The organism is Paraburkholderia sediminicola, from assembly GCF_902859805.1.
Classification (GTDB): domain Bacteria; phylum Pseudomonadota; class Gammaproteobacteria; order Burkholderiales; family Burkholderiaceae; genus Paraburkholderia; species Paraburkholderia sediminicola.
The window spans coordinates 489537-510994 of sequence record NZ_CADIKC010000002.1 but is presented as its reverse complement, the minus strand read 5'-3'; the positions used below and the strand labels follow the sequence as shown (position 1 = coordinate 510994).

At 61.1% G+C, this 21458-nt stretch carries 20 protein-coding genes; 16 read left to right on the top strand and 4 right to left on the bottom strand.

Translation table 11 applies throughout. The features are described 5' to 3' along the window. Positions 1–8: 8 nt before the first annotated feature. Both R8871_RS10830 and R8871_RS10825 read right to left on the bottom strand, forming a co-directional pair. A complete protein-coding gene (locus R8871_RS10830) occupies positions 9–1298 on the bottom strand; it encodes an NAD(P)/FAD-dependent oxidoreductase (RefSeq protein ID WP_175050433.1) in 1290 nt (429 codons plus the stop codon). Between the two features lie 160 nt (positions 1299–1458). Further along, positions 1459–2370 carry a sterol desaturase family protein gene (locus R8871_RS10825; protein ID WP_175050432.1) on the bottom strand — a complete coding sequence of 304 codons (912 nt, stop codon included), beginning with the start codon at positions 2368–2370 and terminating at the stop codon, positions 1459–1461. Between the two features lie 132 nt (positions 2371–2502). On the opposite strand from R8871_RS10825, the gene R8871_RS10820 reads away from it, so the two are divergent. The 9 genes from R8871_RS10820 (at position 2503) to R8871_RS10780 (ending at position 12285) form a co-directional block, all read left to right on the top strand. After that, a complete protein-coding gene (locus tag R8871_RS10820; RefSeq protein WP_175050431.1) occupies positions 2503–3012 on the top strand; it encodes a DUF1993 domain-containing protein in 510 nt (169 codons plus the stop codon). A gap of 263 nt (positions 3013–3275) precedes the next feature. Further along, entirely contained in the window at positions 3276–4445 is a 1170-nt protein-coding gene (gene ampC, locus R8871_RS10815) for a class C beta-lactamase (RefSeq protein ID WP_175050430.1), read from the top strand. A gap of 48 nt (positions 4446–4493) precedes the next feature. Continuing rightward, positions 4494–4976 (top strand): cupin domain-containing protein, encoded by a 483-nt coding sequence (locus R8871_RS10810; protein ID WP_175050429.1) that lies wholly within the window; start codon positions 4494–4496, stop codon positions 4974–4976. Positions 4977–5118: 142 nt separating this feature from the next. Further along, entirely contained in the window at positions 5119–5760 is a 642-nt protein-coding gene (locus R8871_RS10805) for a DsbA family oxidoreductase (protein ID WP_175050428.1), read from the top strand. 196 nt (positions 5761–5956) lie between these two features. Further along, positions 5957–6922: a LysR family transcriptional regulator gene (locus R8871_RS10800; protein WP_175050711.1), complete on the top strand. Its 966-nt coding sequence runs from the start codon at positions 5957–5959 to the stop codon at positions 6920–6922. A gap of 266 nt (positions 6923–7188) precedes the next feature. Continuing rightward, a complete protein-coding gene (locus tag R8871_RS10795) occupies positions 7189–8700 on the top strand; it encodes a sugar ABC transporter ATP-binding protein (protein WP_175050427.1) in 1512 nt (503 codons plus the stop codon). A gap of 24 nt (positions 8701–8724) precedes the next feature. After that, positions 8725–9750 carry an ABC transporter permease gene (locus R8871_RS10790; protein ID WP_175050426.1) on the top strand — a complete coding sequence of 342 codons (1026 nt, stop codon included), beginning with the start codon at positions 8725–8727 and terminating at the stop codon, positions 9748–9750. 123 nt (positions 9751–9873) lie between these two features. Then, the gene (locus R8871_RS10785; RefSeq protein ID WP_175050425.1) at positions 9874–10815 is read left to right on the top strand and encodes an ABC transporter substrate-binding protein; all 942 of its coding nucleotides are present in this window, start codon (positions 9874–9876) and stop codon (positions 10813–10815) included. A 171-nt stretch (positions 10816–10986) separates the two neighbouring features. Next, positions 10987–12285: an L-fuconate dehydratase gene (locus R8871_RS10780; RefSeq protein ID WP_175050424.1), complete on the top strand. Its 1299-nt coding sequence runs from the start codon at positions 10987–10989 to the stop codon at positions 12283–12285. A gap of 42 nt (positions 12286–12327) precedes the next feature. Here the strand turns inward: R8871_RS10780 and R8871_RS10775 are convergent, their stop codons facing one another. Then, positions 12328–13242 (bottom strand): LysR family transcriptional regulator, encoded by a 915-nt coding sequence (locus R8871_RS10775; protein ID WP_175050423.1) that lies wholly within the window; start codon positions 13240–13242, stop codon positions 12328–12330. A gap of 160 nt (positions 13243–13402) precedes the next feature. Between R8871_RS10775 and R8871_RS10770 the strand changes: the two genes are divergently transcribed. From R8871_RS10770 to R8871_RS10760, 3 genes are all read left to right on the top strand, one after another. Next, positions 13403–13756: a DUF4148 domain-containing protein gene (locus R8871_RS10770; protein ID WP_175050422.1), complete on the top strand. Its 354-nt coding sequence runs from the start codon at positions 13403–13405 to the stop codon at positions 13754–13756. A gap of 42 nt (positions 13757–13798) precedes the next feature. Next, positions 13799–14665 (top strand): NmrA family NAD(P)-binding protein, encoded by an 867-nt coding sequence (locus R8871_RS10765; protein ID WP_175050421.1) that lies wholly within the window; start codon positions 13799–13801, stop codon positions 14663–14665. Positions 14666–14760: 95 nt separating this feature from the next. After that, positions 14761–15783, top strand: a complete 1023-nt coding sequence (locus R8871_RS10760) for an aldo/keto reductase (RefSeq protein ID WP_175050420.1) — start codon at positions 14761–14763, stop codon at positions 15781–15783. Between the two features lie 24 nt (positions 15784–15807). Here the strand turns inward: R8871_RS10760 and R8871_RS10755 are convergent, their stop codons facing one another. Further along, complete coding sequence (locus R8871_RS10755; protein ID WP_175050419.1) at positions 15808–16767, bottom strand: AraC family transcriptional regulator; 960 nt, start codon at positions 16765–16767, stop codon at positions 15808–15810. A 268-nt stretch (positions 16768–17035) separates the two neighbouring features. Between R8871_RS10755 and R8871_RS10750 the strand changes: the two genes are divergently transcribed. The 4 genes from R8871_RS10750 (at position 17036) to R8871_RS10735 (ending at position 21402) form a co-directional block, all read left to right on the top strand. Next, positions 17036–17575 (top strand): carboxymuconolactone decarboxylase family protein, encoded by a 540-nt coding sequence (locus tag R8871_RS10750; RefSeq protein ID WP_175050710.1) that lies wholly within the window; start codon positions 17036–17038, stop codon positions 17573–17575. A 78-nt stretch (positions 17576–17653) separates the two neighbouring features. Then, positions 17654–19054 (top strand): FAD-dependent oxidoreductase, encoded by a 1401-nt coding sequence (locus tag R8871_RS10745; RefSeq protein WP_175050418.1) that lies wholly within the window; start codon positions 17654–17656, stop codon positions 19052–19054. 219 nt (positions 19055–19273) lie between these two features. Beyond that, positions 19274–20170, top strand: a complete 897-nt coding sequence (locus R8871_RS10740) for a nitrilase family protein (RefSeq protein WP_175050417.1) — start codon at positions 19274–19276, stop codon at positions 20168–20170. 65 nt (positions 20171–20235) lie between these two features. After that, positions 20236–21402, top strand: a complete 1167-nt coding sequence (locus tag R8871_RS10735) for a substrate-binding protein (protein ID WP_175050416.1) — start codon at positions 20236–20238, stop codon at positions 21400–21402. Positions 21403–21458: the final 56 nt, after the last annotated feature.

Genomic DNA, 21458 nt, shown 5'->3' with positions numbered 1-21458 from the left:
CCCTTCGCTCAGACTCTGTCGCGCAGACGATACCAGGTCTTGCCAATGACCTCCAGCGGCGCGGCCAGTAGTGCACCGCCGGGAAAAGGCGGATTGTCGATGGCCTGATAGAGGTCGAGCAGTTCGTCGTCGCCGAGGATGGCGTCGGCGACCGCCCGGCCGGCGGCGAGCGTGGGCAGCACGCCATGCCCCGAATAGCCTTGCAACCAGTAGCGCTCACCTTGTCGACCGATATCCGGCGTGCGTTTCATGCTGATGTCGATATGCCCGCCCCACGCAAACTCCAGTTCCACTCCGCGCAGTTGCGGGAAAGCGCGCTCCAGGTAAGGCCGGGTCGCCGCCGCAATATCCTTTGGAATACCGCCCGCGTACGTGCAGCCGCCGCCGAATAGCAGGCGGTTTTCAGGACTTAAGCGGAAGTAGTCGGGAACGAACTGGTTGTCGATCACGCAACTGTTGCGTGGCAGTAGCGAACGGGCCACTTCCGGCTCCAGCGGCGACGTGGCCACCTGATAGGTGCCAACGGGCAGCATGCGCCTGGAGAGTTTGCGGTCGAGACGGTCGATATAAGCGTTGCAGGCGAGTACCAGCACATCCGCACGCACCTCGCCTTTATCGGTGCGCGCGACGTAACCGTCCTGCGTCTCGCGGTAGTCCAACACCTGACTTTGCTCGAAGATGCGTCCACCGGCCTGTTCGATCGCCGCCGCGAGGCCTTGGGCCAGTTTCAGCGGATTCAGATGGCCTGCCTCGGGATCGTAGAGCGCTGCCTGATAGCGTTCGCTTGCAATCCATTGAGGCATTTCCACGCGAGGGATGAAGCGCATCTTGTCGTAGCCCCACTTTTCCTCCGCTTCCCGTTGGGCCTGCTCGAGGAGCGCGGTGCGGCGCGGCAGCACCGCTGCCCACAGACTTCCCGCACGGTAGTCCACATCGAAGCCATGCCGTGCCGGCAGCTCACGTATCTCCGCGGCGGCCCAGCGCATGCTGTCCCACAGTTGACGGGCACGCTCCAGACCTAACGCTGCCTCCAGCGGAGGCATGTCGCAGGACCAGCCGAGCAGGGCCTGGCCGCCGTTGCGCCCGGACGCTGCCCAGGCCACCCGGCTGGCTTCGAGCACCGTGACACGCTTGCCCGCGAGGGCCAGACGCAGGGCGGTGTGCAAGCCACTGAAACCCGCGCCGACGATCAGCACTTCCGTGTCGAGGCGCTCTTCCAGTGCCGGCCGCAGGGGGATCGGGGCAGGATAGGTGCGGGCGTAGTAGCTCGCGACGTGCTCGGCAGACTGGTCGAACATGTTGGCTCTCGTGAAAAATATCGCGGTAAATTTCATGAAAAAATACCATTCATTTTTCACGAGCGCAAGCGCGCGTCAAAATGCCGACGTTCTTTTCATCGATCAAGGGGAGGAGAGACGCGCATCGGGCATCAGGCCGAGTTCGGCCAACGCGAGACAGCTATTGCTGTTCCGCCCCGAAGGTATGCGGATCCGCACGGCGTCTTAGATCTTCGGTTGTTTCCCCGGCGTTATCAGGCCGCCAACCCGGTGGCCTGGCGATATAGCCCCATGCCTCGCCGATGGAGCGCGCGGCCAGCAGGTCGCGCCATAGCGCGCGCCAGTGGTCGAACTCGATGGTCAGCAGGTTGTAGGTCGTCATGGGCCGGACCAGACCGTAGCGACACGGTATGTCGCGCCGTTCGGCGATGTAGGTCCCAAACAGCCGATCGAACACGATCAGCACGCCGCCGTAGTTTCCATCGAGGTATTCGATGTTGGACGCGTGATGCACGCGATGGGCTGATGGCGTGTTCAGAATCCATTCCAGCGGTCCGAGGCGCGGAATCCAGGTTGCGTGCAGCCAGAACTGGTAGAGCAGGTTGAGCGAAAGCAGCACCATCACAACCTGGGGTGGCATGCCGACCAGCGGTGCGATCATGAAGAACAGCAACGAACCCGTAAGACGGCCGGTCCAGCCGAAACGGTAGGCGGCGGACAGGTTGAGTTGATTCGGTGAATGGTGAATCGCGTGGGTGCACCAGAACCAGCGCGTGCGGTGGGCCGCCCGGTGGTACCAGTAGTAGCAGAACTCCTGACCGATGAAACACGCCAGCCAGGCGCTCCAATGGTTCATCGGTAGTGTCCAGAGCCTGTGCCGCCAGAACCAGTTCATGGCGTCGCTCCAGAACGCGAGCGGCAGCAGCCAGCGCAACGGATACTCACGAACCAGATAGTCGACCACCGAGACACCGGCCGCCCGCCAGTCGTAGCCGCGCCAGCCGTGGCGCACAGAAAGCACTAGCGCCTCGACCAGTGAAGATGCGAGGACGAGGACGATAGCGAATTTGAGTATCGTAAGCAACGCAGCCATGACCGGACCATCCCTGTCGTGATGCCAGCTTGCGTGATTCTACGCGGCTTGGTGGTAACCTTCCCCCGCCTGTTCAACCGGCCGGCGCGGCATCTTCCGCGCCGGCATCCAACATCGACCGAAAGAGTAATCATGACCAGTTCCATCTACAGCGCATCCGTCCCCGTCTTCAAGCAAATGCTGACTGCATTGTCCGAGGTGCTGAAGAAAGCCGAAGCGCATGCCACCGAAAAGAACATCGAACCGAACGCGCTGCTGCAGGCGCGCCTGTTCCCGGACATGTTTCCCCTGGTGCGCCAGGTGCAGATCGCCGCGGATTTCACCAAAGGCGTCAGTTCGCGCCTGGCCGGCGTAGAAGTGCCGTCGTGGCCCGACACTGAAGTGACGTTTGCCGACCTGCAAGCACTGATCGCCAAAGCGTTGGCTCACCTCGGCACGCTCGATGCCGCCCAGTTCGAGGGCAGCGAGAACAAGGAAATCGTCCTGCGCCCGGGTACGCCGAAAGAGAAGAAGCTGGTTGGCAGCACCTATTTGCAGAACTACGGCCTGCCCCAGTTTTTCTTCCACGTCACGACGGCCTACGCGATTCTGCGCCACAACGGCGTTGAAATCGGCAAGCGCGATTACATGGGATCGTACTGATCTTTGGAGCAGGGGCAGGGCGGTCGTTTCATGTGCACTTGCTGTCCGGCCCGCATGCCCTTGTCCTTTGGCCAGGTTCCATGCGTAGACGGTGAATGACGGGTAAGCCGTGGAGGGATGTCGCTTGCCGCGCGAAAGATTTTCTTTCGCTGCGGACAAGATATCGTCGATAGTCGATGAGTCTGTGGGCACGCATACTCCTTCCCCGGCAGACCTGTTTCAACACCCGTCACCCACCTACGCAAACCCGATCGATCAGGGACATGAATCTGAGAACCGTAAGCCTCATCGCAGCAACCTTCTTTGCGTGTGCTTTCACCGCCGTTGGCCACGCGGCCGACGATCAGCAAAACAGAATCAGACATACGGTGGACGCCGCCATACAACCGGTCATGGCAAACGATGGCATCCCCGGCATGGCGGTTGGCATCATCGACGGTGACCGGCATTACGTATTCAACTATGGTCTGGCGTCGACGAAAACCAGAACGCCGGTTACCCCCGACACCCTGTTCGAACTGGGTTCTGTCAGCAAGACGTTGACGGCGACGCTTGCCTCCTATGCGCAGGTAAGCGGTTATCTGTCCCTGTCGGATGAGACGAGCAAGTACCTCCCGTCTTTGCGCAATAGCGAGTTCGGCAAGGTCAGCCTTCTCAATCTGGGCACGCACACACCCGGCGGGCTCCCATTGCAGGTGCCGGACAGCATTCGCAACAACGATCAGTTGATGCAGTATTTCAGGCAGTGGCAGCCCGCCTATGCGCCTGGAACGTATCGGACGTATGCCAATCCCGGCATCGGCGCGCTCGGCCTGATTACGGCGAAGAGCATGGGGCAGGATTTCAGCGCGCTGATGGAAAATCGTCTGCTGCCCGCGCTCGATATGAAGCGCAGCTACATCAACGTTCCCGCGGGGAAGTTGAGCGACTACGCTCAGGGCTACACAAAAGACGGTGCGCCGATCAGAGTGGCGCCTGGTGTGCTGTCCGCTGAAGCCTACGGTATCAAGACCACGGCTGCCGACATGGTTCGCTTCGTGCAAGCGAACATGAATCTGATCCAGCTGGACCCAAAGCTCCAGCGCGCGATTACGGACACGCATACCGGATACTTCAAGGCCGGAGGAATGACCCAGGACCTGATATGGGAACAATATCCGTATCCTGCCAGATTGCAGACGCTTCTCGATGGAAACTCGTCGGCGATGATTTTCAACGCAACGCCGGTCACTGAAATCGTGCCGCCGCGGCCGCCTCGTGAAGACGTCTGGATCAACAAAACCGGCTCGACCAACGGCTTCGGCGCGTACGTTGCATTCATTCCGCAGAAACGGCTGGGGATCGTCATCCTTGCGAACAAGAACTTCCCCATTGATGAACGGGTGAGCGCCGCATACCGGATTCTCACGTCGCTGGCCAACGACGAACAATGAGTGTGCAAGGCGCTATCATCGCCCGTAGTCCCCAAAGGAGAACACCCGATGAGCCGACCCGATTTCATCAAGCACTGGACTGAGCTGGAAGAACCGGATGCGCATTCCTATCGCGGCGACACCGAAAAAATGGCGCTCGACGCGCCGCTTTCCGCCGCGCTCGGCATCACGCGCATTGGCATTCATCACGTGAGGCTTTTACCCGGCCGGCGCACGTCATACCCGCACGCCGAAAGTACCGAGCAGGAGTTTGTGTACGTGCTCGAAGGCAAGCCCGATGTCTGGATCGACGGTGTGCTTCATCCGATTGCTGAAGGCGATTCCGTCGCGTTTCCGTCAGGCACGGGCATCTGCCACACCTTCATCAACAATACGAAAGACGAAGTCAGGTTAATGGTAATCGGTGAGCGTCCGCGCGACGACAACCGCATTCGCTATCCGCTGAACGAAGCGCACGAACGAACCCGCGCGGATCGCTGGGTGGACTGGCCCGCGAGGCCGCTCGGGGACCACAACGGAATGCCGGACTGAGCGTTACGCCGCGGATGAGCGCTGCGGCGACCATCCGGAGCGCGGTCCTGCAGAAATCAGCGATTCAGGCTAGGCTACCCTGTGGGCCGTTTTGTGTCGCAGCGAAGCGGCCGCGCCTCAGGTTATTTCAGTCAGGAAAGCAATGAAACAACAGCTAACAATCGATTTTGTCTCCGATATCGCATGCCCGTGGTGTGCCATCGGCCTGTCGTCACTCGAGCTTGCACTGTCGCGCTTGAGCGATACGGTCGACGCTCAAGTCACCGTGCATCCCTTCGAGCTGAATCCGGAGATGGGGCCGGACGGCGAGGCCATTGTCGATTATCTCGGCAAGAAATACGGACGCACCCCGGAGCAGATTGCGGAGACCCAGGCCATGATCCGCGAGCGCGGGGCGAGCGTTGGCTTCGACTTCGGCCCGCGTACGCACGTCTATAACACCTTCGATGCGCACCGCCTGCTGCATTGGGCCGGTATCGAAGGCAAGCAGTTGCCGCTCAAACTGGCGCTGTTGCGGGCCTATCATGCCGAGGGCAAGGACCCGAGCAATCACGAAGTCCTGGTTGAAGCGGCCCAGTCCGTGGGGCTCGACGCAGCACAAGCGGCGGAGGTACTGCGCAGCGGAATCTATGCAGACGACGTTCGTGCGGAAGAACGGGAATACCAGGCGAAGGGCATCCAGTCCGTGCCGGCGATCATCTTCAACGGTCGCTATCTGGTGAGCGGCGGACAACCCGTGGAAACCTTCGAGCAAGTCATCCAGCAGATTCTCGCCGAAGCGTAGGACGGCAAATCGGCGAATCGGTAAATCGCGCCGGCGACCCGTTGCGTGCAACGGGTCGTAACCGGGTTCATTGCCGCACGCCGAATCCCGCCACACTTGTCACTCACACCGTTCGATGCAAGGCATTAGTGTGCTCTACAAGGACGAGGCTGGTGATGTGTTCCATAGCGCCTCGACATCCATAGGAGAGACGCTCGTGATGGATCGCATCATGGCGATGCAGACCTTCGTACGCATCGTCGACGCCAACAGCTTTACCCGCGCCGCGCAGTCGCTCGGGATTCCGCGTGCAAGCGCGACAACACTCGTGCAGAACCTCGAAGCCATGCTCGGCATCCAGTTGCTCGTGCGCACCACGCGCCGGCTCAGTCTGACTGCCGAGGGGGCCGCGTATTACGAGCGTTGCGTGCAGATTCTCGCCGACATCGACGACATCGAGGCGAGCCTGAGGCATCCCGATGACCGGCCGCGCGGGCGGTTACGCGTCGAGATGCCGGCGGTCGTCGCGAACGCGATCGTGTTTCCGGCTCTCGACGATTTTCACGCGCGCTACGAGCACATCCTGCTCACCTTCGGTGTCAGCAATCGCCAGGTCGAACGGGTCGGCGAAGCGATCGATTGCTGCGTTCTGACTGGAAAGTTGCCGGACGCGAGCCTCGCCGCTCGCCGACTGGGCGCACTCGAGCGCGTGACCTGTGCGAGCCCGCTTTATCTCGCCCGGTGCGGCACGCCGCAACGGTTCGATGAGCTAAGCGGTCATGCCGCGGTGAACCACATGTGCGCGCAAACAGGGCGTGCGGCGGATTTCGATTTTCAGGTCGAAGGCGACACGGTCAGCGTGCCGCTTGGGGGCTTCGTGCAGGTGAGCGACGAGCATGCATATCTCGAATGCGGGCTGCGCGGACTTGGACTGATCCAGCCGCCGCGGGCGCTCGCCCAGCCTTATCTCGACTCCGGGCGGCTGCGTGAAGTGCTGCCGCATCACCGGCCCGCGGCGCTGCCGGTATCGGTCGCGTATCTGCGTCATCGCCGCGCTCCGCCTCGCGTGCTCGCCTTCGTCAACTGGCTCGCGGAACTGTTCGAAACGGCGCGGCATGTAAGCCATGAACAGCCGTCTGTAGAGCGGAGCCTGCGTGGCGTGGCGACCGCCGAACCGGCCTGAAACGAGCGGCAAACCAAATAGTGGGAAGTGGCCGCGAGATACTTATGCGCACGACACTAGGGAATGCCTACGCTTGAGCCGCTGCCATTCAGCGTCGTAAAATCGTGGCACATCAGTTTGGGTGGCCCAGCAATGTGTCTGGCTTCTCGTTACGATTTCAGTCGCGATACCCGGCAACGCCCGGCGCAGCGGCTTCCCGCGCTTGCTCGACCCGCTCCCCGAATTGAGGCCGGCGGCGGTCGCGGAATTGCCGTCCAATCCGCGTCATGACCCCACTCATTTCCGTTAAAAAGCTCAACAAGCGCTTTCCCGGCGTGCGGGCGCTTCACGAAGTCCAGTTCGAACTCATGGCGGGTGAAGTCCACGCGCTAATGGGCGAGAACGGCGCCGGCAAGTCGACGCTGATGAAAATCCTCGCTGGCGTCTACACCCGGGATACGGGCGACATCCTCTATGACGGTCAGCCGGTCGAGTTCTCGAGCCCGCGCGAGGCGCAGGCTCTCGGCATCGGCATCATTCATCAGGAACTCCAGCTGATGAATCACCTGAGCGTCGCCCAGAATATGTTCATCGGCCGCGAGCCGCGTGGGCGCCTCGGTCTGTTCCTCGACGAAGACAAGCTCAATGCGCAGGCGCGTGAGATTCTTGCCCGCATGCATGTGAATATCGACCCGCGCGCGGTGGTCAGCACGCTCACCGTCGCGAAGCAGCAGATGGTCGAAATCGCCAAGGCCTTGTCCTTCGACTCGCGCGTGCTGATCATGGACGAGCCGACTTCGGCGCTCAACGACGCCGAGATCGCCGAGCTATTTCGCATCATTCGCGAGTTGAAGAGCCGGGGTGTGGGCATCGTTTATATTTCCCACAAGATGGACGAACTGAAGCAGATTGCCGACCGCGTCACCGTGTTGCGTGACGGGGAATATGTGGCCACCGTCACCGCGAAAGACACCAGCGTCGACGCGATCATCGGCATGATGGTCGGGCGCACCTTGACCGACGTCGCGCCTTCTGTGAACGTGACAGGTACAGGCGAGGTCGCGCTCGAAGTCAACAATCTGAACGCCGGCCCGCTTGTCAGAGACGTCAGCTTCACATTACGTAAAGGCGAGATATTGGGCTTTGCCGGCTTGATGGGCGCCGGGCGCACCGAGGTCGCCCGCGCGGTGTTCGGCGCCGACCCGATCGAATCGGGTGAAATCATTGTGAAAGGCGTGAAAGCGACGATCAGGAATCCGAGCGATGCGGTGGCGCGTGGCATCGGCTATCTCTCGGAAGACAGGAAGCGCTTCGGTCTTGCGACCGGCATGAACGTCGAGTCGAACATTGTCATGTCCAACTTGCGCAAATTCCTGTCGCTCAACTTTTTCTTGCGCCGCACCGAGATCCGCCGGACAGCCACCCATTTCATCAATCTGCTCGCCATTCGTACGCCCTCCGCGACGCAGGAAGTGCGGCTTCTCTCAGGCGGCAACCAGCAGAAAATCGTCGTTGCGAAATGGCTCGAGCGGGACTGCGACGTGCTTTTTTTCGACGAACCGACGCGCGGCATCGACGTCGGCGCCAAGAGCGAAATTTACAAACTCCTGCGCTCGCTCGCGGGAGAAGGCAAGGCGATCGTAATGATCTCGTCGGAACTGCCGGAAATCTTGCGCATGAGCGACCGCATCGTCGTGATGTGCGAGGGCCGCATTACCGGCGAACTTTCAGCCACGGAGGCGACGCAGGAGCGCATCATGCAACTGGCGACGCAACGCGAAACCTTAAAAGCGGCGTGAGCCCCAAGAGGAGAGATCCAGTTTATGACACAGCCATCGGATACTTCGACGCTCGCTAGCGAGGGACGGTTGTCCGGCCTTAGAGCCCGCGTCTTCACGCCGACTGCTCTGCAAAAGCTGCTCGCCTTCGGGAGCCTGATCCTGTTGCTGGTCTTTTTCAGCTTCGCGTCCCCTGCGTTCATGCAGATGGACAACATGCTGGGGATTCTGCAGGCGACGGCCGTCAACGGCGTGCTGGCGATTGCCTGCACGTTCGTCATCATCACCGGCGGCATCGATTTGTCCGTCGGCACTTTGATGACCTTCACGGCGGTCATCTGTGGCGTGTTTCTGACCTATTGGCATTTGCCGATGTGGACCGGCGTCCTGGCTGCGATCGGGACGGGCGCGATCTGCGGGACCATTTCGGGCACGCTCACGGCGAAGATGAAAATACCGCCGTTCATCGCCACCCTGGGCATGATGCTGCTGCTGAAAGGCCTTTCGCTCGTCGTCTCGGCCGACAAGCCGATCTATTTCACCGACACTGAAAACTTCTACATGATTTCCCAGGATTCACTGATCGGCTCTTTCCTGCCGAGCCTGCCGGTTCCGAATGCGGTCCTGATCCTGTTTTTCCTTGCGGTGGTGAGTTCGGTCACGCTCAATCGCACGGCGCTCGGCCGCTACACCTTTGCGCTCGGCAGCAACGAAGAAGCGGTGCGCCTTTCCGGCGTGAATGTCGACCGGTGGAAGATCGCGATTTACGGTCTCGCCGGGGCCATTTGCGGCATCGCCGGGCTGCTGATTGCCTCGCGCCTGAATTCGGCCCAGCCGGCGCTAGGCCAAGGTTACGAACTCGAAGCGATCGCCGCCGTGGTCATCGGCGGGACCTCGCTTAGCGGCGGCGCGGGCACGATTCTGGGCACGATCATCGGCGCGTTCATCATGAGCGTGCTGACCAACGGCCTGCGCATCATGTCCGTTGCACAGGAATGGCAGATCGTGGTGACCGGCCTCATCATCATTCTCGCGGTTTATGCCGATATTTTGCGGCGCAAGAAAAGCTGACGAAGGTGGACGCTACGCGAATCAGAATCAAGAAGCAGGATCAAAAAACCGGATCAAGAAAAGGGAGCGCCCAAGGCTCCCCGCACGGCTGAAGGTTGATGGCCAACTTAGGAGGAGAACCCCATGTTGAAAAGAAGACTAGTCGGTGTCGTGGTCGGCGTTGGCGCGCTCATTGGCGGGGCGAGTGTGACGTACGCGCAGGATACCTACATCCCGCTCATCTCGAAGGGCTTCCAGCACCAGTTCTGGCAGGCGGTCAAAGCCGGCGCGGAACAGTCGGCCAAGGAGCACAACGTCAGGATCACCTTCGAGGGTCCGGAAACCGAGGCCATGGTCGACAAGCAGATCGACATGCTCTCGGCGGCACTCGCCAAGAAGCCCCAGGCGCTCGGCATCGCCGCGCTCGATAGCAAGGCGGCCATTCCGCTGCTGAAGCGGGCGCAGGCCGCCAAAATACCCGTGATCGCCTTCGACTCGGGCGTCGACAGCGACATTCCGTTGACCACGTGCGCGACCGACAATGTTGCCGCGGCCGCCCTCGCCGCCGACAAGATGGCCGAGGCGATCGGCAATGCCGGGGAGGTCGGTCTGGTGGTGCATGACCAGACCAGCCGCACCGGCATCGATCGTCGCGATGGTTTCCTGAATGAGATGAAAGCGAAGCACCCGAACATCAAGATTGTCTCAGTCCAGTATGGCGGCGGCGACCACCTGAAGTCGGCGGAAATCGCCAAGACGATGCTCCAGGCCAACCCCAATCTCAAGGGCATTTTTGGGGCGAATGAAGGCTCGGCGGAAGGTGCTGCGATCGGCGTCAAGGAGTCGGGCAAGAAGGTCGTCCTGATTGGCTACGACTCGGGCAAGGAGCAGAAGGACGACATCAATTCGGGCTTGATGGCCGGCGCCATTACGCAGAACCCGGTCGGCATCGGCAAATGCGTCGTCGACTCTGCAGTGAAGGCGTTGAAGGGCGAGAAACTGCCGAAGAAGGTCGACACGGGCTTCTACTGGTACGACAAGAGCAATATGAGCGATCCGAAGATCGCTGCTGTGCTCTACGATTGACCGGCGCTGCCTGAGGCGAAGAGAGAGGAGGGGGCGCGGCGCTCCCTTTTCTTTTCCCGCCTTGCCTCGCGTCCGCGTGGAACGAAGGTGGCTGCAAAGAGGCGAGGCGTGCACGCACGGCCTCTTTGCTTAGAAGCAGAACACGATAGCTGTCGCAGAGGAGGGGTTCAGATGCCCACGATCACCAGGCTGTCCGTCCGGGACATTCGGTTCCCGACCTCGCGTTCACTCGACGGCTCCGATGCGATGAACGCCGCACCGGATTACTCCGCCACCTATGTGACGCTCGAAACCGATTCGCCGACCGGGCTCACAGGCCATGGCCTCACCTTCACCATCGGCCGCGGCAACGAGATCTGCGTGAGCGCGGTGAAGGCGCTTGCCCCGCTGGTGGTCGGCACAAAGCTCGAGGATATCGCCGCGAACATGGGCGCCTTCTGGCGCACGCTGACGTCGGACAGCCAGTTGCGCTGGATCGGTCCGGACAAGGGCGCGATTCATCTGGCGACGGCGGCTGTCGTGAACGCGGCCTGGGACCTGTGGGCCAAAGCGGAAGGCAAGCCGGTGTGGAAGCTTCTCGTCGACATGAGCCCCGAAGAGCTCGTGCGGTGTCTCGACTTCCGCTATGTGACCGATGCGATCACGCCGCAGGAAGCCATCGCCATGCTGCACCGTCATGCAAAGACAAGAGGCGAGCGCGAAAAGGACATGCTGGCGCATGGCTATCCGGCCTACACGACGTCGGCCGGCTGGCTCGGCTACGACGACGACAAGATTCGCCGGCTCGCACGTGAAGGCGTCGCGCAGGGCTGGACGCACTTCAAGCAGAAGGTGGGTGGAAATATCGAAGAAGATATGCGCCGGGCCCGCATTCTGCGCGAAGAAATCGGCGAAAACCTGAAGCTGATGATGGACGCGAATCAGGTGTGGGACGTCGACGAAGCGGTCGCGAACATGCGGCGCCTGGCGGAATTCGACCCCTGGTGGATCGAGGAACCCACGAGTCCCGACGACATTCTCGGCCACGCGGCTATCCGCCAGCGGATTCGGCCCATTGGTGTCGCGACCGGTGAGCACTGTCATAACCGCGTGATGTTCAAGCAGTTGCTGCAGGCGCAGGCCATCGATTTCTGTCAGGTCGATAGCTGCCGCCTGGGCGGTCTGAACGAGGTGATCATCGTCCTGTTGATGGCGGCGAAATTCGGTGTGCCCGTGTGTCCGCATGCGGGCGGGGTCGGTCTGTGCGAGTACGTCCAGCACATTTCACTGTTCGACTATATCTGCGTGTCGGCGTCGCTGGATAACCGGGTGCTCGAATACGTGGATCATCTGCATGAGCATTTTGTCGATCCCGTCGTAATTCGAAACGGCCGTTATATGCCGCCGCAACGCGCCGGCTACAGCATCGAAATGCTTGCGGCCTCGCTCGATGAATATGACTTTCCTGAGGGGCCGGCCTGGCGGGCCTGAAACGGCACACCCGGGGCTCTCTGCTGCCGCTGGCGCCGCTGGCTAACCCGTACTCGTCAAAGCGACGATGAAGTCGAGAAACACCCTTGTCTTGGCCGGCGTATGGTGCCGCGATGGATGGTAAGCGTAGATTGGAAAGCGCTCATCCGGCCAGTCCGGGAACAGGTTGACGAGCCGCCCCTCCCGAATCAGCGGTTCCGCTCCGATCAGAAGCATCTGCGCGATGCCGGAGCCGGCCAGACACGCGTTGAGGAGAGCGCTCGGATCGTTCACCGTAAGCCGTCCATTCGTTTCGACAATCAGCTTTTTGCGCTTGCGATGAAACTCCCACGGATATGGCTTTCCGGTTTCCGGGTTCCGGAATTCGAGGCACCGGTGCGCCCCGCGACCCAGATCTTGAGGCTCCGCCGGCCGTCCCCGGCGAGCGAGGTACGAGGGTGCTGCGACGGTGACAACAGCGGTGTCCAGAAGCTTTCGCGCAATCAGACTGGATGAGCGGGGTTCGCCAAATCGCAAGGCCAGATCGAAGCCGTCCACGATGAGGTCGCCAAGCTGATCTCTCGCAATGAACTCGAGTTCAAGTTCAGGATGCGCCTCCATGAATTCGTCGAGCTTCGGGCCCAGAAGGACTCGCAAAAAAGCCGGATCAAGATTGATTCGCAGCTTTCCGCGTACCGTCGCGGTGCCGCCTGATGCGGCGGCCGCCGCTTCTTCCATTCCCCTTAAGTGCGGCATGACCTGCTCGTAGAACCGTTTGCCCTCTTCCGTGAGGGAAACGGCGCGGGTCGTCCGATTGAAGAGCCGTATTTTCAGCCGCTTTTCGAGCCGGGCGATTGCCCGGCTAACTCCGGGTGGTGACATACCCATCACTTCGGATGCGGCTGCGAACGTCCCCGCATCGACCACAGCCGCAAATACGCTGATACCGCTAGAGAGATTTTCGCTGGACGATCTCATTGGCGCCCTCCGCACAGTGCTTCAAAAACCGCACTATGGCTCATTAGTGACTGCCTGTCACTTCACAAGTGTCATTCGTGTCATTTAGTTTCTCATCGCGTTTACCCACAATGCATCCCAACGGTCCGTTTCGACCGCAACGATCCAAAGGAGCATTGCCATGAATACCCGTTATTTCGCCGCCGCTGTCGCCACCGCTATTGCCGCCGCCATCGCCTTCCCTGTCGCTGGCTACGCTCAGGAATCCAGCTCGACCGTCACGCGTGCGCAGGTGCGCGCGGAACTCATCCAACTGGAAGGCGTGGGCTACCAGCCCGGCCGCGCCAACGATCCGCATTACCCCACCGACATTCAGGCAGCCGAAGCCGCGGTGGCTGCGCAGAAGGGCGCCGAGTCGAACGTCGCCAGCGGCATGGGCGGTGTGCGCAGCGGTTCGTCCGATTCGGGCAATCGCGTGACTGCCGGAGCGGCCCTCGCGAATGCGCCGTTCAACTCGCTTTATGCGCATCGTTGATTGGCGCGTGGGACCCCTCTATTTACGCAAGGAGAAGCTGCAATGTATGCAATCACAGGGATAACAGGAAAGGTCGGCGGCGCGGTGGCGCGCACGTTGCTCGCAGCCGGTCAGCCGGTACGCGCGGTGGTACGCGATGCCGCTCGGGCACGTTCGTGGGCCGAGCGCGGGTGTGAAGTGGTGACCGCCGACATGGACGACGAGACAGCGCTTACCGCCGCTTTCGCGGGCGCGCAAGGCGTCTTCATCCTGCCGCCTTCCGATTTCGATCCATCGCCGGGCTTTCCAGAAGCACGTGCTGTCATTGACGCTGTGCGTGGGGCGCTTCAGTCCGCAGCGCCTGGCAAGGTGGTCTGCCTGTCGACGATCGGCGCGCAAGCCACCGAAATCAATCTGCTCACGCAACGTACGCTGATGGAGCAGGCGCTTCAGGATTTGCCGATGCCGGTGACATTCCTGCGTCCTGGCTGGTTCATGGAGAACGCGGCGTGGGACGTGGCGCCTGCCCGCGACACAGGGGTGATCCCCAGCTTTCTGAAGCCGCTCCACAAGGCGGTGCCAATGGTCGCGACCGCGGACGTGGGGCGAGTCGCCGCGCAACTGCTGCAACAAACCTGGAGCGGCGTGCGTGTCGTCGAACTGGAGGGGCCGCAACGTGTGAGCCCGAACGATCTGGCCGCGGCATTTGCCCAGGTGCTTGGTCGTTCGGTTTGTGCGGAGGTGGTGCTGCGCGAAACCTGGGGCGAGCTGTTCCGCTCCCAGGGTACGACGGACCCGCTGCCGCGCATGCGCATGCTCGACGGTTTCAATGAAGGCTTCATCGCGTTCGAAAGCGATGAAGCGGACATCGTCAAGGGTGAGGTGGAACTGGAAACCGTTCTGCGAGGCCTCGTCTCGCAGGCGGCCTAACGACGCGGACATACCCGGCGACGCGTGCAGGACGCCGCGTCGCCGGGTGCTTTCCGCTCATCGTTCAGCAAGAGATTCAAATCAAGGGATTCGCTATGGAATACAGCACACTCGGCAGGTCAGGCCTGCGCATTTCCCGTCTTTGTCTTGGCGCCATGACCTTTGGTGCCGGTACCGGAATCTGGGGCGAAATTGCCGGCCTCGACCGCGCCCAGGCCGCTCGGCTCGTCACGCTGGCCGTCGAGCGCGGCATCAATCTGATCGATACAGCTGACGCCTATTCGCAAGGGCACTCTGAAACGGTCGTCGGTCAGGTATTGGCTGACCTCGGACTCGACGAATCGCGCATGCTGGTCGCGACCAAGGTTCGGCTGCGCACAGGAGCCGGCCATAACGACGTCGGACTCGGCCGCTCGCACATCATGCGGTCGGTGGAAACGAGTCTTCGGCGTATCGGCCGGGACCATATCGACCTCTTTCAGTTGCACGACCGTGACGCACTCGTGCCGCTCGACGAAACGCTTCGCGCGCTGGATGATCTTGTTACGCAGGGAAAGGTGAGGCACATCGGCGTGTGCAATTTCAGCGCGGGCGATCTGGAGCGTGCGCAGGGAGTTACCAACTGTACGCACGGGGCCCGCATCGTCAGCAATCAGGTTCACTATGCGCTGACGAGCCGCGACGTCGAGTATGAGATCGCGCCCGTGGCAAAGGCGAATGATGTTGCGCTTCTGGTGTGGAGTCCGCTCGCGGGCGGCTACCTGAGCGGTAAGTACACGCAGGGAAGCAGCGGCGAAACCGGGCGTCGAACCACGCTCAATTTTCCGCCGATCGATCCCGCGAAGGCGGATCCTGTCGTGCATGTATTGCGCGATATCGCTTCGGAATTGAACGCGTCGCCGGCTCAGGTGGCGTTGGCGTGGATTCTGGCGCGCCGCGAAGTCTGTTCCGTCATCGTAGGCGCGCGCACGACCGACCAGCTAAGCGCTAACCTCGACGCTGAGCACATTGCGTTGAACGCAGCGCAGACCGAACGTCTGAATCAGGTTTCGCAGCCGCATCTGCCTTATCCGTACTGGATGCAGCAGTTCCACGACAAGGATCGAGTGGTGGCCTGATTGTTTGAGCGGCGACTCTGCGCGTCACGCCTCGAGATTTCCACCGGACGAGCGCCAACGCGCCGGTGAAACGCCGATATGACGCTTGAAAACGCGTTGAAACGCGGCATTCGATTGATAGCCCACCGCCTCGCCGATTTCAGCGATCGGCGAGGCGGTATGCAACAGCATTCGGCCCGCGATGGTCATTCGAACCTCGGTCAGCACGTCGGAGGCCGAGCGACCGATGGCTTCCTGAAACTGACGGATGAATGTCGCCCGGGACATATTGCAGAGCGCCGATAACTGATCCAGCGTCCAGGGCTCACCTGGCGTCTCGAACATTGCGGATATCGCAGGTTGCAAACGAGGCCGCCTCGAGAGCGCGAGCAAACCATGCGGCGGCTGGGTGCCTTCAGTGGCGAAACGCAACGTCAGTGCGAACAACGCCGCCGACAGGTGATTGACGAACATCTCGCTGCCAGGGCCGGGATCGTTGGCCTCCTCATGCATCAGTTCGATCAGTTGCCGCAGGCGGGCGCGGACAATCGACCGAGCTGAACCTTCGACGTCGCCGCCTGGTTCGGGCAATGCGCTATGCACGACGAGGCGGCCCGGCAGGTGGTCGCGCAACAGCCTGTCTGGAACTGCGCCGAGCAGAAACCGTCCGCATAGGAAGTCAGCTTTTTCGCCTTTCCCATCGTTCTCAAAGACGATCAGCGACGCCTTTCGACTTTTTGTTTCGGGCCCCGCAATCTTCCCGCTGCCGTCGTGAATAAGATGTGCGTTGCCCGCTGGAAACAGAATGATGTCGCCAGCTGTCAGCCGTTCGGGCGGCCCGTTAACGTCCTCGAGAACGGCATGACCGGACAGCAGCACGTGGTACGGAATTTCTCGTACGCCGGAGACAGCCTGATCGATTTTCCACGGCGCGCCGAAAAGACAGCGCAGCTCCAGCCGCCCCGTTACAGGTATCAGTGAAAGCAGTCGACTTAGCAGATCCATGTGAAGCGGGTGAGCATGTTTTCGCGTTGTTCGGGAATCGGTATCAAGCCATGCAACGTGGCGCATCGACGCAAACAATGACGCCGGATTCTGCCTGGTTCATGCGCGGCCTGCGGTGGTGGTATCGGCAAGCGCTGCCCGCCCGACCCGCCGCGCTAAGCAAATGATGTGATACTTTTGAGCATAATAATGACAATATTTAGTATCGTAAAGATCATTCCCGGCACCTAAAGTGGAGGCTCCTAACCACCACTGAAGGAGTTGCATGATGAGCCGCATCACTGTCCCCGCCATTGCTACCGCCACGGGCGCCACCGCTGACGTCTACGCCCAGGTCAAGAAAATTGCCGGTGGCACCGTGCCTAACCTCTTCGCCGCTGCCGGTCACGTGGCTCCGGCGACGCTCGCCGCCGCGCTGAATGCGGAAGGCGTGCTGGCAGCCGGAAGCCTGAGCAAACAGGATCTGGAAACCATCAAGCTGCTGGTCAGCGAACTGAGCGGCTGTGACTACTGCGTCGCTGCGCACTTCATGCTGGGCAAGATGACAGGTCTTTCGACCGAAGCCCTCAAGCAGATTCGCGCGGGGCAGCCGACCGGCGACGCAAGGCGCGATGCGCTTGCGCACTTCGTGCTGAATTTACAGAAGACGAGCGGCACGATCAGCGAGAGCGAATTCGCCGCCATTCGCGCGGCCGGCTATACCGAAACGCAACTCGCAGAGATTTCGTTGGCCGTTGCCATGACGATCTTCACCAATACGTTTAACCGTATCAACGACACCGACGTCGATTTCCCGGCGATCAAGTAACGCAAACATCGCGGAGCGTGCCGCCACACGATAGCGACGCGCTCACCCCGCTCACCCATTAGCTGATTGGAGCATGTTATGTCTCATGTTGAACATTTCGATACGGTGATCCTTGGCAGCGGCCAGGGCGGCAAACTTCTGGCATGGCACCTCGGACGATCAGGCCAGCGCGTGGCCGTCGTGGAGCGGCAGTGGGTAGGGGGCTCGTGCCCGGCCGTCGCCTGCCTCCCCAGCAAGAATGAAATCTGGAGTGCACGTGTTGCGCATGTGACGCGACACGCTGCGGACTTCGGTGCGGTCACGGGGCCGGTCACCGCCGATATGGCAAAGGTTCGCGAGCGCAAGCGCGATATGGTCGAGCGCGAGGTGACGGCGCACCTTAACGCCTATGCCGCGAGCGGCGCCGAGCTGATCATGGGCAGCGGCAGGTTTGTCGGACCCAGGACGATCGAAGTCGAGCTCAACGACGGCGGCAAGCGCGTGCTTAGCGGTGACCAGGTTGTGGTCAATGTCGGAACACATGCCGCCATTCCCGATGTCCCGGGACTGCGCGCCGCTGAGCCGTTGACTCACATTGGTTCTCTGGAACTGGATTACGTACCGGCACATCTGGTGGTATTGGGTGGTGGGTACGTCGGCATCGAAATGGCGCAGGCCTATCGCCGCTTCGGCAGCCGCGTGACCATTGTCGAACACGGCGAACGACTGATGAGGCGTGAAGACAATGATGTCGCCGAAGAGATGCTTGGCATTCTGCGCGGAGAGGACATCGAAGTTATCCTGAACGCCGGGATAGTGAAGGTGGAAGGCCGGTCTGGATCGAGTGTGCGGGTTGTTGTGCGCACAGATTCTGGCGAAAAGGTGATCGAAGGCAGCGACCTGCTTGTCGCGACGGGGCGCGTTCCGAATACGGCCGGTATCGGTCTGGAAACTGCGGGTATTGAGTTGAATGAGCGGGGCTATATACGCGTGAACGAGCGGCTGCAAACGGTCACGCCTGGCGTCTGGGCGATAGGCGAAGCAGCGGGCAGTCCGCAGTTCACCCACGTGTCGGTCGACGACTTCAGGATCGTGCGGGACAACATGGCCGGCGGAAATCGCAGGACGACTGAGCGGTTGATTCCGTACACAATGTTCACCGAACCGCCGTTAGCTCATGTCGGGCTGAGCGAGCGCGAAGCGCAGCATAAGGGCATCGCGGTTCGTGTCGCGAAGCTGCCCATGGCCAATGTGCTGCGAACCCTTGCAACCGACGAGACACAGGGATTCATGAAGGTACTCGTCGGTGCAAATGACGATCGAATCCTGGGTTTCACGATGATTGGCGCGGAAGCGGGCGAAGTGATGGCCGCGATGCAGACCGCGATATTGGGAGGGCTGTCGTATCAACAGCTTCGCGATGCGGTGATTTCACACCTGACTTATGCCGAAGGGCTTGGGCCGTTGTTGTCAAATGTGCCGGCTCGGGCCGAGGGATGAGGTTTTGAACTGACTATAGGCACGCCTCCAAAGGAATTACCCTGGACGCAGTCAAACCGCTTGACATCCTGAATTTGGCTTCTTAAATTCGCTTCGACTGAGCCGTCATTGTTTCTGGCGGCTCCACGGCAACGATGCCGTGCTACATATGAAAGGCTATGCAGCCCCCGAACTTGCGTCCAACGCTGGTTCGGGGGCTTTTTGCTTTTGGGAGAAGAAATGATGACGTTGCAGTACAACCCCGCGGAACGCGGTGTCGCAGACCTGGTGGTCGCATGCGTTCAGATGGAACCTCATGTCGGCAGTAAGCACGACAACGTGGCGCAATGCATCCGCCACATCGAAGCGGCGGCGCATCGCGGCGCTTCGCTGGTGGTGTTGCCGGAGCTGGCCAATAGTGGCTACGTGTTCAACGATCGCGACGAGGCGTTCGCGCTGGCCGAACCGCTGCCGGAAGGGGAAACCGCGCAATTGCTTGCTGAAACGACGCAGCGCCTTGGCATTCATGTCGTGATGGGTATCGCCGAACGGGCGGGCAAGCAACTCTACAACTCAGCGATCCTGACCGGCCCGGCAGGTCACATCGGCGTCTATCGCAAGCTGCATCTCTGGAATAACGAACATCGCTTCTTCGAACCGGGCGATCGTGGCGTTCCGGTGTTCGACACGCCGCTGGGACGAATCGCCATCGCAATCTGCTACGACGGCTGGTTTCCCGAAACATACCGGCTAGCCGCGACGCAAGGTGCTGACATCGTTTGCGTGCCGACCAACTGGGTGCCGATGCCGGCGCAGCCCGAAGATCGCCCCGCCATGGCCACGACGCTCACCATGGCGGCCGCGCATAGCAACGGCGTGGTGATCGCATGTGCAAACCGCATCGGCATGGAGCGTGGTCAACCGTTCGTCGGGCAGAGCCTGATTGTGGGCGGCAACGGATGGCCGGTCGCGGGCCCGGCCAGTGTCGATCGCGAAGAAATCCTGTACGCCGCAATCGATCTGACGCGCACCCGTTCGGAACGCACGCTGAACGCCTTCAATCACGTGCTGAGCGATCGGCGCGCGGACGTGTACGACCCGATGCTGGGCACCGGCTGGCCGACCTCACGCACATGAGGCATCCAATGGCACGCCCGTATGAAACACAAGAATTTCATTCGACCACTGTGAGGAAAAAATCCATGACTCCGTTCAATAGACAAATCCTTGGGGCCGCCGCGGCGCTCGTCGCGGCCTGCACCTGCATGAGTGCGCTTGCAGCCGATCCGATCAGGATCGGCGTCGCGGTGGGGCTGTCCGGCGCCAATAGCGTGGTCGCGCCGGCCGTCGTGCAATCGTCGCAACTTGCTGTCGATGAAATCAACGCGGCAGGTGGGATCATGGGCCGCCAGGTGCAGCTCGACATTACCGACGACGCATCCGGTGCAGTCGGCGCGCAGAAAGCGTACGACACACTCGTGTTCCAGAAGAACGTCGACGCGATCATTTCCATGGAAACGAGCGCTGCGCGTAACGCGGCATTGCCGATCGTAGCGCGCGGCAGGAAGCCGTTCGTGTACACGTCGTTTTATGAGGGCCGTTCGTGCAGCCCGTGGATGTACGTCAACGGCTGGGTGCCCGAGCAGCAGGTCGCGCCGGTGGTCGATTACTTCGCGAAGAGCAAGGGCGCCAAGACCTTCTATCTGGTCGGCAACGACTACGTTTTTGGCCGCGGTATGCTTGGATTCACCAGAAAGTACATCGAGGAGCACGGCGGCAAGGTAGTCGGCGAAGAGTACCTGCCGATCGACGGTACCGACTGGACGCCGATTCTTTCCAAGATCCGCGCGGCTCATCCTGATGCGTTGATCAGCGCGACGGCCGGCGGCGCGCCAAACGTGTCGCTTGCCAAACAGTTGAAGGGTTCCGGCATGACGCTGCCTTATGGCAACCTGGCGATCGACGAAGGCACGGCGAAGAGCATGGGTGACGTCGCCACGGGCATGTATATGTCGGGCTCCTACCTGACGGGCATCGATACGCAGGGCAACAAGAAGTTTCTCGCGGCCATGGACAAGAAATTCGGCAAGGATCTGAAGACGCCGAACGAGTTGTCCGAGCCGCAGTACGAAGCCTTCTTCCTGTACAAGGCCGCGGTCGAAAAAGCGGGTTCAACCGACGCCGACAAGGTGATCAAGGCGCTGGGCCAGGTGTCGTTCGACGGACCGCGCGGACCGGTGGCCATGAACAGGAGTCGCCACACGCCTCTCGCCATGCGCCTGGGCCAGATACAGGCAGACGGTTCGATCAGGATCTTGCAGACGTTCCCGAACGTGGATCCGGGTGCGCAGTGCCCGAATATCAAGTAGACGCAACTGGAAATACAGCATCCGCCTGATGCGCATTCGCAGGCGACCCACAGGCG

Excerpts from the sequence above, each read along its gene's own strand:
- R8871_RS10780 (WP_175050424.1), top strand. The coding sequence starts at position 10,987 with ATGCCCACGATCACCAGGCTGTCCGTCCGGGACATTCGGTTCCCGACC.
- R8871_RS10830 (WP_175050433.1), bottom strand. The coding sequence starts at position 1,298 with ATGTTCGACCAGTCTGCCGAGCACGTCGCGAGCTACTACGCCCGCACC.
- R8871_RS10770 (WP_175050422.1), top strand. The coding sequence starts at position 13,403 with ATGAATACCCGTTATTTCGCCGCCGCTGTCGCCACCGCTATTGCCGCC.
- R8871_RS10750 (WP_175050710.1), top strand. The coding sequence starts at position 17,036 with ATGAGCCGCATCACTGTCCCCGCCATTGCTACCGCCACGGGCGCCACC.
- ampC (WP_175050430.1), top strand. The coding sequence starts at position 3,276 with ATGAATCTGAGAACCGTAAGCCTCATCGCAGCAACCTTCTTTGCGTGT.
- R8871_RS10795 (WP_175050427.1), top strand. The coding sequence starts at position 7,189 with ATGACCCCACTCATTTCCGTTAAAAAGCTCAACAAGCGCTTTCCCGGC.
- R8871_RS10825 (WP_175050432.1), bottom strand. The coding sequence starts at position 2,370 with ATGGCTGCGTTGCTTACGATACTCAAATTCGCTATCGTCCTCGTCCTC.
- R8871_RS10765 (WP_175050421.1), top strand. The coding sequence starts at position 13,799 with ATGTATGCAATCACAGGGATAACAGGAAAGGTCGGCGGCGCGGTGGCG.
- R8871_RS10810 (WP_175050429.1), top strand. The coding sequence starts at position 4,494 with ATGAGCCGACCCGATTTCATCAAGCACTGGACTGAGCTGGAAGAACCG.
- R8871_RS10735 (WP_175050416.1), top strand. The coding sequence starts at position 20,236 with ATGACTCCGTTCAATAGACAAATCCTTGGGGCCGCCGCGGCGCTCGTC.
- R8871_RS10755 (WP_175050419.1), bottom strand. The coding sequence starts at position 16,767 with ATGGATCTGCTAAGTCGACTGCTTTCACTGATACCTGTAACGGGGCGG.
- R8871_RS10790 (WP_175050426.1), top strand. The coding sequence starts at position 8,725 with ATGACACAGCCATCGGATACTTCGACGCTCGCTAGCGAGGGACGGTTG.
- R8871_RS10745 (WP_175050418.1), top strand. The coding sequence starts at position 17,654 with ATGTCTCATGTTGAACATTTCGATACGGTGATCCTTGGCAGCGGCCAG.
- R8871_RS10775 (WP_175050423.1), bottom strand. The coding sequence starts at position 13,242 with ATGAGATCGTCCAGCGAAAATCTCTCTAGCGGTATCAGCGTATTTGCG.
- R8871_RS10820 (WP_175050431.1), top strand. The coding sequence starts at position 2,503 with ATGACCAGTTCCATCTACAGCGCATCCGTCCCCGTCTTCAAGCAAATG.
- R8871_RS10740 (WP_175050417.1), top strand. The coding sequence starts at position 19,274 with ATGATGACGTTGCAGTACAACCCCGCGGAACGCGGTGTCGCAGACCTG.
- R8871_RS10760 (WP_175050420.1), top strand. The coding sequence starts at position 14,761 with ATGGAATACAGCACACTCGGCAGGTCAGGCCTGCGCATTTCCCGTCTT.
- R8871_RS10785 (WP_175050425.1), top strand. The coding sequence starts at position 9,874 with ATGTTGAAAAGAAGACTAGTCGGTGTCGTGGTCGGCGTTGGCGCGCTC.
- R8871_RS10805 (WP_175050428.1), top strand. The coding sequence starts at position 5,119 with ATGAAACAACAGCTAACAATCGATTTTGTCTCCGATATCGCATGCCCG.